Raw genomic sequence first — 9183 nt, 5'->3', positions numbered from 1 at the left:
CCCCTCTGGTGTAGTGGTCCAGGACACCGCCCTTTCACGGCGGTAACAGGGGTTCGAACCCCCTATGGGACGCCACTCGGTTCAAGCGAAGTACGGTGCGGGAATAGCTCAGTGGTAGAGCATCGCCTTGCCAAGGCGAGGGTCGGGAGTTCGAATCTCCTTTCCCGCTCCAATTTTTTGGTAGCGCAAGATAGGCAGTTTGGGTCGTGAGCTGGAACGCCAGCCCGGTCGATCTCCTTTTCCGCTCCAAATTTGAAGTACCGGAACGGTCTAGGCCGCTCCAATATGCGTCCCATTCGTCTAGTGGTCCAGGACACCGCCCTTTCACGGCGGTAACAGGGGTTCGAACCCCCTATGGGACGCCACTTCATGATCGCCAGGTCATGACGTCGCCGCCGAAGGTGTCGACATCGATAAGCGGGAATAGCTCAGTGGTAGAGCATCGCCTTGCCAAGGCGAGGGTCGGGAGTTCGAATCTCCTTTCCCGCTCCATATCGCATCTCTTCTTTTGCGTCCCATTCGTCTAGTGGTCTAGGACACCGCCCTTTCACGGCGGTAACAGGGGTTCGAACCCCCTATGGGACGCCACTTCATGATCGCCAGGTCATGACGTCGCCGCCGAAGGTGTCGACATCGATAAGCGGGAATAGCTCAGTGGTAGAGCATCGCCTTGCCAAGGCGAGGGTCGGGAGTTCGAATCTCCTTTCCCGCTCCATATCGTAAGCGTAGGAACGGTAGGCGAGGGTCGTGAGTTGGAACGCCAGCCCGGTCAATCTCCTTTCCCGCTCCATATCGCATTTCTTCTTTTGCGTCCCATTCGTCTAGTGGTCCAGGACACCGCCCTTTCACGGCGGTAACAGGGGTTCGAACCCCCTATGGGACGCCACTCTCTTCGGTTTCTCTCGGATCAGGCTGGCGGCTGTGGGGCGCAATCGGTATTTCCGGCGCTGTCATAACGAGCCATCCATTCGTCTGCTAAAGATTGAACCCGGCGGGATTGCCCCCATATTGGCTGGCACCTTGTATCGCTTGAACTTGCGAACCTTGATTTCATAAACATGGCAGGAAACCCTGATGGCAGAACCGGCACTGTCCATCCGCGGGCTGACCAAAGTCTACGGTAATGGTTTTGAGGCCCTGAAAGGCATCGATCTCGATGTTGTTCAGGGCGATTTTTTTGCGTTGCTTGGCCCCAACGGGGCAGGCAAATCCACCACGCTCGGCATCGTCTGCTCGCTCGTTCAGAAAACGGCGGGGCAGGTGAAGATCCTCGGCATCGATATCGACCAGGACTTTGCCAAGGCCAAGTATGCTCTCGGCGTCGTGCCGCAGGAGTTCAACTTCAGCCAGTTCGAGAAGGTCGGGGACATCATCCTCACCCAGGCCGGCTACTACGGCATGCCGATGAAGGAAGCCAAGCCGCGTTGCGAACGCCTGCTCAAGGATCTTGGCCTGTGGGACAAGCGCAACGGCGCCGCCCGCATGCTCTCCGGCGGCATGAAGCGCCGGCTGATGATCGCCCGCGCCCTGATCCATCGCCCCCGTCTGCTGATTCTCGACGAGCCCACCGCTGGCGTGGATATCGAACTGCGCCGCAGCATGTGGGAGTACATGCGACGGATCAACGAGGAAGAGGGCACCTCGATCATCCTGACGACGCACTATCTCGAAGAAGCCGAGAGCCTGTGTCGCAACATCGCGATCATCAACCGCGGCGAGATCATCAAGAACACCTCGATGCGCGGACTGCTGACCGAGCTGGATACCGAGACCTTCCTGATGGATCTCGCCGAGCCGCTGGAAACGACGCCGCTGATCAAGGGCTTCGAGATCGAGCGTGTCGACTCGCACCAGCTGGCGCTATCGGTACGGAAGGGCACCGATCTCAACGACGCCTTTCAGCAACTGACGGAGCAGGGCGTACGCGTTCTCTCGATGCGTAACCGCGCCAATCGGCTGGAAGAACTGTTCGTGTCGATGACCTCGCAACCGGAGGCCGCGACCGGTATCGACACTCAATCCGAAACATCCTCACAGGCCAAGGAGACGGCGTCTTGAATACCCGGCAGCTGCTGATTTCTCTCTGGACCATGGTGGTCAAGGAAGTACGCCGTTTCCTGCGGATCTGGCCGCAGACGCTGGTGCCGCCCTCCATCACCATGACGATGTACTTCATCATCTTCGGCAACCTGATCGGCTCCCGTGTCGGCGAGATGCACGGCATCTCGTATATGTCCTACATCGTGCCCGGACTGATCATGATGTCCGTGATCACCAACAGCTACTCCAACGTGGCCTCGTCGTTCTTCTCCAACAAGTTCCAGCGCAGCGTGGAAGAGATGATGGTCTCGCCGATGCCCAACTGGGTCATCCTTGCCGGGTTCGTCATTGGCGGAGCGGCGCGCGGGCTGGGCGTGGGGCTGATCGTGACGGTGGTGTCGCTGTTCTTTACCCATCTCGACCTTCACCATCCGCTGCTGACCCTGATGGTGGTGATCATGACCGCCTTGCTGTTCTCGATCGGCGGTTTCGTCAACGCCCTGCTGGCGAAGAAGTTCGACGACATTTCGATCATTCCGATCTTCGTGCTGACACCGCTGACCTATCTGGGCGGCGTGTTCTACTCGATCGACCTGCTGCCGGAATTCTGGCAGAACGTGACGATGATCAACCCGATCCTCTACATGGTGAACGCCTTCCGCTATGGCATTCTCGGCATCTCCGACATTCCCGTCGGCGGCGCGCTGATAGCCATCGCCGTCTTCATCGTCGCGTTCTGGTTCCTGGCGTTGTGGATGCTCAATCGCGGCAAGGGGATTCGCTCATGAATCAGGATCGCCCTCAGACCCTGATCGACGCGCCGCTCGGCGAGGTCTCCAGCTATCCCGAGCGCTACGACGCTTCATTGCTGTTTCCCATCGAGCGCGCGGCCAACCGTGCGCCGCTGGGCATCGAGGCATCGTCGCTGCCTTTCGTGGGCGGCGACGAGTGGTGGGCGTTCGAACTCTCCTGGCTCGATCTGCGCGGCAAGCCGGTCGTGGCCGTCGCGCGCTTCCGGTTGCCGGCAGACTCGCCCCGACTGATCGAATCCAAGTCCTGGAAGCTCTACCTCAACAGCTTCAACCAGACGACGTTTGCCGGCCGCGAGGCAGTGATCGACTTCCTGGTGCGGGACCTGAGCGCGGCCGCCGGTGCGCCGGTCACCGTGGAGCTGTTTGGTGTCGATGACGCCGCGCTGGCCCCCCGTGCCATGCCGGGGAAGTGCATCGACGAGATCGAGGTCGATATCGACCGCTACACGCCGTCACCGGAACTGCTCGCCTGTGATGACAGCGATATCGTCGAGGAGACGCTGCATTCGCACCTGCTCAAATCCAACTGTCCGGTCACCGGCCAGCCGGACTGGGGAAGCGTACTGATCGCCTACCGTGGCCCGCGGCTCGACCGCGGCGCCTTGTTGCGATACATCGTCTCCTACCGCCAGCATCAGGACTTCCACGAGCACTGCGTCGAGCATATCTTCGTCGACCTGATGGCGCGCTGCCGCCCGCAGGCGCTGCTGGTGATGGCACGTTACGTGCGTCGCGGCGGGCTGGATATCAACCCGTGGCGTGCCACGCCGGGTTGGGCGCCGGAACTGCCCGCACGGCTGCTGCGGCAATGACGCTTTTGACGTAGAGTCAGGCGACCAGGCATTGAGTCTCATTACCGGTATCGTCGAAGGAGCTACACATGGATGCCATGACACTGCTGCACGAGCGCCGCTCGATGGGCAAGCTGGCCGGCCCGGCACCGAGCGCAGAGCAGTTGGACGCGCTCTATCGCGCGGCGCTGCGAGCGCCGGATCACAAGGAAATGACGCCATACCGGTTCATCGAGATCAGCGGGGAAGGGCTCGATAGGCTGGGTGAACTCTTCGCCCAGTCCGATTATCAGGCCAATCCGCATATCGACGACGGCAGCCTCGACGCCGCCCGCAAGAAGCCCAAGCGCGCCCCCATGATCATCGCCGTGATCGCCAGGATCACCCCGGATCTGCCCAAGGTGCCGCCGGTGGAGCAGATCATCTCGGCCGGCTGTGCCGCCCACGCCATGCTTTACGCTGCTTACGCGCAGGGGCTCGGCGCCATGTGGCGCACCGGCACCTACGCGCACGACAAGACCGTGTGGCGTGGTCTCGGTCTTGGCGAGCATGAAGAGCTGATCGGCTATCTCTACCTGGGCCAGGCAGGAGGGCGCTACCCCAGCGCCCCGGCGCGCAATCCGGACGAATACGTGGAGCGCTGGTCCTGACTCGGCGGCCTGTCGTGCACGAATAACGTAAAAGGTCGCCGGAAAAGGAAAAATGGCTTGCGATCACAGGTTTAGCTCGATACTATGTGCGCCGTTCTGAACGCAGCGGCACAGCCATTGTGAACGGAATGATAATGCGGAGGGGTGTCCGAGTGGTCGAAGGAGCACGCCTGGAAAGTGTGTAAGTCGAAAGGCTTCGAGGGTTCGAATCCCTCCCCCTCCGCCACGAATTTCGAATTAGCCGGCTCCCGTAGCCGGCTTTTTCATGTCTGGAATAAAGCTCGAGACGGGGGAGGCGATGAGAACCCTCCGGTTCGCACCGAGGCGCTCGCGATTTTGCTTTTCGAGCGCCGACAAGCGCCAGCAATCCCTCCCCCTCCGCCACCGAATTAGAATCAGCCGGCTCATGTACAGTACCTACCCGCGATTCGCTCCCGCGTCGGTGAGCTTCGCGTCCACGATGCGCCCACGCCACGCTACAACGTGGCGCCAGGGACGTGGATCTCGTCGATACGTCGGGAGGCGGACTATCCGCAGCTGACGTTCGATAGCGTCTGGTGGGGCTACAAGCCGAAATGGGCAGGGGAGAGGGCGCTGCAGCCGAGCGCGCCGATGGTAAGCCGGGCTTCGCGATACTGACCGAACCCGCCCACGGCTCAGCCGTAACAAATCTTTTTCACGTTCGGAAGTGACGCACGCTATTCGCACGGAGGCTATGTGATGGGCGTGATGATCAGCCAGGCGCGGCGGTATGTGGCGTGACGTGAGCACTGCGTAAAACGACAACGGCCCGGCGATACCGGGACCGTTATCTTTACCATTTCGATCAGCGCGATTCGTTCATTTCGTGCTGGGCAGCCATCGCCAGAAAGGCGGAGCGGCTGAGGTGACGTGCTTTTGCCGCGCTGTCGATCTTGGCCACCAGTGATTCGGGCAGGCTGATATTGACGCGCACCGCCTTGGTGCTGACCTTTGACAGGTCGATGTCGATCAACATCCAGTAGCCCCCCTGAAAGTCCTCGTGACCTTCCCAGTCTTCTGGCGTTGAGGGCGCAGGGATTGCCATATCTTCCCCTTCGAAATGCACCTCGACAGCTTCCTGAGCCATGCGAGGCAGGTCCGCCATTTCATCGGCCGCCGAGAAGCAGCCGGGGAAGTCAGGGAAGGTGACGCCGTAGGCAGTGTCGGCATCTTTGTGAATGTAGACGGGGTAGAGCATGTGTTACCTCCAGGCCCAACCGGCTTGACGATAGATATTGCGCAGGGTGTCGGTGGCGATGTCTTTTCGGGGGTGTGGCACGACCACGTGACCCGGCTTCTCCGGGTGTTTGTACTTCATGTGGTCGCCCTTGCCGCCGACGTGTCGCCAGCCTTCGGCTTCAGCCGTTTAATGACGTCTGCGCTTTTCGTGTTGTGTATTTTTGCGCAACATATAGCGTGAGTCAATTCCTGGTTTCACACCGCACCCGCGTGCCGTAACCGTTGTCATGGAGGTTGTCTTCGACTTGGCGTCGGACAAGTGGATCCCGTCGATCGGACGACCCGCAGCTGGCGTTCGATAGCGTGGGGATAGAAGCCAAAGTGGGTATCGGATATCGGGATAGTGTCCCTTTGGCATGGATGGCAACGCTGGCTACAGAGTGATGAGTATGCCGCCACTGGTAAGGATGACCCAGGCGGGCAGTTTTCAGACGTCGAGCAAGAGGAACCCGGTCAACGCGAGGGTAAACTCGTAGGGGCCAAGAATGGCGCTGGTCCAAACCGGCTGGTAGAGGGCGGCGCCCAGAATGCCCACGACTGCCGCTTTGGCCCCGCGCATCAGTGCGGCGCGAAGCGCATGAAGGCCACGGTGATCGTTCGGGTAGCCTACGACGAGGCGTCCCCCGGCGTTCCTGCGAGTGTCGATACTGGAGACTTGGCGCGTCCGGGGTGACTGGGCGTCTATGCGGCGTTCGTCAACGGGTGCGCCGCACTGACGGAACTTTTAAAGTCTGGTAATGTCATGGCCCCTTCATGCGGCGGACGGCATCCTCTGTCGAGCATCCGTGACGCAAGTTGGCTACTGGACACACGCACGTTTCAACGCCTCAGAAAAAAGAACACGGCTATGGCTAACGCACCTCAATACGATGCGGCTCCGTCGCGTCCGCTGTCACGCGGTGACATCAAGATCCTGTCGCTGTCCGCCCTGGGCGGCGCGCTGGAGTTCTACGATTTCATCATCTTCGTCTATTTCGCCACGGTGATCGGCCACCTGTTCTTTCCGCCCGACATGCCGGAGTGGCTGCGGATGATCCAGACCTACGGCATTTTCGCGGCGGGTTATCTGGCGCGCCCGCTGGGCGGCATCATCATGGCGCACTTCGGCGACCTGCTGGGTCGCAAGCGGATGTTCACGCTGTCGATCTTTCTGATGTCGGTGCCGACGCTGCTGATCGGCTGCCTGCCGACCTACGAAACCATCGGTTACCTGGCGCCGCTGCTGCTGGTGTTGATGCGTATCCTGCAGGGCGCGGCGGTGGGCGGTGAAGTCCCGGGTGCCTGGGTCTTCGTCACCGAGCACGTCTCGCGCAAGGATGTCGGTCTCGCCTGCGGCACGCTGGCCTCCGGGCTGGTGGCCGGCATCCTGATCGGCTCGATCATCTCGGCGTTTCTGAAGTCGCACTATACCCCCGAGGAGATGACTGCCTACGGCTGGCGCGTGCCGTTTCTGATCGGCGGCGTGTTCGGGTTTCTGGCCGTCTATCTGCGCCGCTATCTGGAAGAGACGCCGGTGTTCGCCGAGATGCGTGCCAAGAAAGCGCTGTCCGAAGGGTTGCCGGTCAAGCGGGTGCTCAGCCGGCATCTGGATAGCGTGGTGCTGTCGATGGCGGTGACCTGGATCCTTACCGGAGCGGTCGTCGTGGTCGTGCTGATGACGCCGAGCCTGCTGCAGTCGCTCTACGACATCGATGCCTCGCTGGCCAACGTGTGGGCTATCGTCTGCGTGATCATCGGCTGCGTGGTCTCGGGCTGGTGCTGCGATCGTATCGGCAGCGGCATCACCATCATTCTGTGGAGCCTGCTGCTGGGAATCACCTACTGGATCATGATGCACACGGTGCCGTCCCAGCCCGACCAGCTGATGCTGCTCTACTGCCTGGCCGGCTTCGGTGTGGGGATCGTCGGCGTCGTGCCCACCGTTGCCGTCAAGTCGTTCCCGGCCGCAGTGCGCTTTTCCGGGCTGTCGTTCTCCTACAACGTCGCCTACGCCATCTTCGGCGGCTTCACGCCCGTCGTCGTCTCGACGCTGATGGCTAGTCATCCCGCCGCGCCGGCATACTATATCGCCGCGCTGGCGCTACTCGGCGTCGTGATCGGCATCTTCCTGCTGCGGGCACCGAGCGGCCAGCGCCTGGCGGTGATGCAGCACTGAAACCGCGTCTCGAGCCCCGCGCCACGCCGGCGCGCGGGGCTCGGGCTTCGCCCGGAATGATCGCGACGGCGCCCTGGGGCGTCGTCCTCCTCGAACACCGATATGGCTCACGATCCCACGACGATCCCGTCGCGCCCGCTCTCCCGCAACGATGTCAGGACGCTCTCGCTGTCGGCCCTCGGCGGCGCGCTGGAATTCTACGACTTCATCATCTTCGTCTATTTCGCCACGGTCATCGGCCAGCTGTTCTTTCCACCCGACATGCCGGAGTGGCTGCGCCAGATCCAGACCTTCGGCATCTTTGCCGCCGGCTATCTGGTCAGGCCGCTGGGCGGCATCATCATGGCGCACTTCGGCGATCTGCTGGGCCGCAAGCGGATGTTCACGCTGTCGATCCTGCTGATGGCGCTGCCGACGCTGGCGATCGGTTGCCTGCCGACCTATCACGCCATCGGTTACTTGGCGCCGCTAGTGCTGGTGCTGTTGCGCATGCTGCAGGGCGCGGCGGTGGGCGGCGAGGTGCCCGGCGCCTGGGTGTTCGTCACCGAGCACGTCCAGCGTCGCCACGTCGGTCTTGCCTGCGGCACGCTGTCGGCGGGATTGGCGGCCGGCATCCTGATCGGCTCGCTGGTGGCGGCGATCATGAAGTCCCACTTCTCGCCGGCGGAACTGGCTGACGGCGCCTGGCGGATCCCGTTCCTACTCGGCGGCATCTTCGGGCTGGTGGCGGTCTATCTGCGCCGCTGGCTGAGCGAAACCCCGGTCTTCGCCGAAATGCGCGAGCGCCGTGCCCTGGCGGCTGAGCTGCCGGTCAAGGCGGTGCTTCGCGATCACCTGGGCGGTGTGCTGCTGGCCATGGCGGTGAGCTGGATCCTGACCGCGGCCATCGTCGTGGTGATGCTGATGACGCCGCCGCTACTGGCGGCGCAGTACGCCGGGCTGGATGCCTCGCTGGCCAACGTGGTGGCGATCCTGTGTCTGATCTTGGGCTGCGTGGTCGCCGGCTGGTGTGCCGACCGTTTCGGCAGCGGAGCGACGATGATCGGCTGGAGCGTGCTACTGGGCGCGAGCTACTGGCTGATGATGAGCGTCGTCGGCCAGCGCCCGGATCAACTGATGCCGCTCTATGCGCTGGCCGGCTTCGCGGTGGGGATTACCGGCGCCATTCCGGCGGTAGCGGTCAAGGCGTTCCCGGCCGCGGTTCGCTTCAGCGGGCTCTCGTTTTCCTACAACGTCGCCTATGCGATCTTCGGCGGCTTCACGCCGATCATCGTCACCACGCTGATACGCTGGTTCCCGATGTCGCCGGCGATCTACGTCGCCGCGCTGTCGGTCATGGGCATCATCATCGGTCTGTTCCTGCTGCGCTCGCCGGCAGGAAGACGGCTGGCCGTGATGCCCTCCTGAACCTCGGCATCGTGGTCGCTGGTCAGCATGCCGGGGCGCATACGACAAATCGCACAATGACAAGACGA

The 9183-nt window shown here is 62.0% G+C and carries 7 protein-coding genes, 7 tRNA genes and 2 pseudogenes; 13 read left to right on the top strand and 3 right to left on the bottom strand.

The genetic code is table 11. The annotated features are described in order from the left end of the window. Positions 1 to 97: 97 nt before the first annotated feature. The 11 genes from BC443_RS08080 to BC443_RS08030 all read left to right on the top strand — a co-directional run bounded on the left by BC443_RS08080 (position 98) and on the right by BC443_RS08030 (position 4519). Positions 98 to 172: transfer RNA gene (locus tag BC443_RS08080), tRNA-Gly, on the top strand. A 117-nt stretch (positions 173 to 289) separates the two neighbouring features. Then, a tRNA-Glu gene (locus tag BC443_RS08075) sits at positions 290 to 365 on the top strand. Positions 366 to 417: 52 nt separating this feature from the next. Then, positions 418 to 492, top strand: a tRNA-Gly gene (locus BC443_RS08070). A 20-nt stretch (positions 493 to 512) separates the two neighbouring features. Then, a tRNA-Glu gene (locus BC443_RS08065) sits at positions 513 to 588 on the top strand. 52 nt (positions 589 to 640) lie between these two features. Beyond that, a tRNA-Gly gene (locus tag BC443_RS08060) sits at positions 641 to 715 on the top strand. A 95-nt stretch (positions 716 to 810) separates the two neighbouring features. Next, positions 811 to 886, top strand: a tRNA-Glu gene (locus BC443_RS08055). 188 nt (positions 887 to 1074) lie between these two features. Next, positions 1075 to 2058, top strand: coding sequence for an ABC transporter ATP-binding protein (locus tag BC443_RS08050; protein WP_071231332.1), 984 nt, complete (start codon positions 1075 to 1077; stop codon positions 2056 to 2058). Then, positions 2055 to 2828 carry an ABC transporter permease gene (locus BC443_RS08045; RefSeq protein ID WP_071231331.1) on the top strand — a complete coding sequence of 258 codons (774 nt, stop codon included), beginning with the start codon at positions 2055 to 2057 and terminating at the stop codon, positions 2826 to 2828. Before BC443_RS08050 ends, BC443_RS08045 begins: the two co-directional genes overlap by 4 nt. Then, a complete protein-coding gene (gene queF / locus BC443_RS08040) occupies positions 2825 to 3664 on the top strand; it encodes an NADPH-dependent 7-cyano-7-deazaguanine reductase QueF (RefSeq protein WP_071231330.1) in 840 nt (279 codons plus the stop codon). Before BC443_RS08045 ends, queF begins: the two co-directional genes overlap by 4 nt. A gap of 68 nt (positions 3665 to 3732) precedes the next feature. Continuing rightward, entirely contained in the window at positions 3733 to 4293 is a 561-nt protein-coding gene (locus BC443_RS08035) for a nitroreductase family protein (protein ID WP_071231329.1), read from the top strand. 138 nt (positions 4294 to 4431) lie between these two features. Continuing rightward, positions 4432 to 4519, top strand: a tRNA-Ser gene (locus tag BC443_RS08030). 600 nt (positions 4520 to 5119) lie between these two features. Here BC443_RS08030 and BC443_RS08025 read toward each other — a convergent pair. The 3 genes and pseudogenes from BC443_RS08025 to BC443_RS18165 all read right to left on the bottom strand — a co-directional run. Further along, complete coding sequence (locus tag BC443_RS08025) at positions 5120 to 5512, bottom strand: type II toxin-antitoxin system HicB family antitoxin (RefSeq protein WP_071231328.1); 393 nt, start codon at positions 5510 to 5512, stop codon at positions 5120 to 5122. A gap of 3 nt (positions 5513 to 5515) precedes the next feature. Next, positions 5516 to 5662, bottom strand: a pseudogene (locus tag BC443_RS18905) (type II toxin-antitoxin system HicA family toxin); the annotation flags it as partial. 321 nt (positions 5663 to 5983) lie between these two features. Then, positions 5984 to 6127 (bottom strand): annotated as a pseudogene (locus BC443_RS18165) (chromate transporter); the annotation flags it as partial. Positions 6128 to 6400: 273 nt separating this feature from the next. On the opposite strand from BC443_RS18165, the gene BC443_RS08020 reads away from it, so the two are divergent. Then, on the top strand, positions 6401 to 7708 hold the full coding sequence (locus tag BC443_RS08020; RefSeq protein WP_071231327.1) for an MFS transporter: 1308 nt from the start codon (positions 6401 to 6403) through the stop codon (positions 7706 to 7708). A 102-nt stretch (positions 7709 to 7810) separates the two neighbouring features. Further along, positions 7811 to 9115 (top strand): MFS transporter, encoded by a 1305-nt coding sequence (locus BC443_RS08015; protein WP_071231326.1) that lies wholly within the window; start codon positions 7811 to 7813, stop codon positions 9113 to 9115. Positions 9116 to 9183: the final 68 nt, after the last annotated feature.

Source organism: Salinicola sp. MIT1003, assembly GCF_001858555.1.
In the GTDB taxonomy this organism is placed as follows: domain Bacteria; phylum Pseudomonadota; class Gammaproteobacteria; order Pseudomonadales; family Halomonadaceae; genus Salinicola; species Salinicola salarius.
Note: the sequence above shows the minus strand (reverse complement) of the source record. Positions and strands in the feature narration are given on the sequence as shown.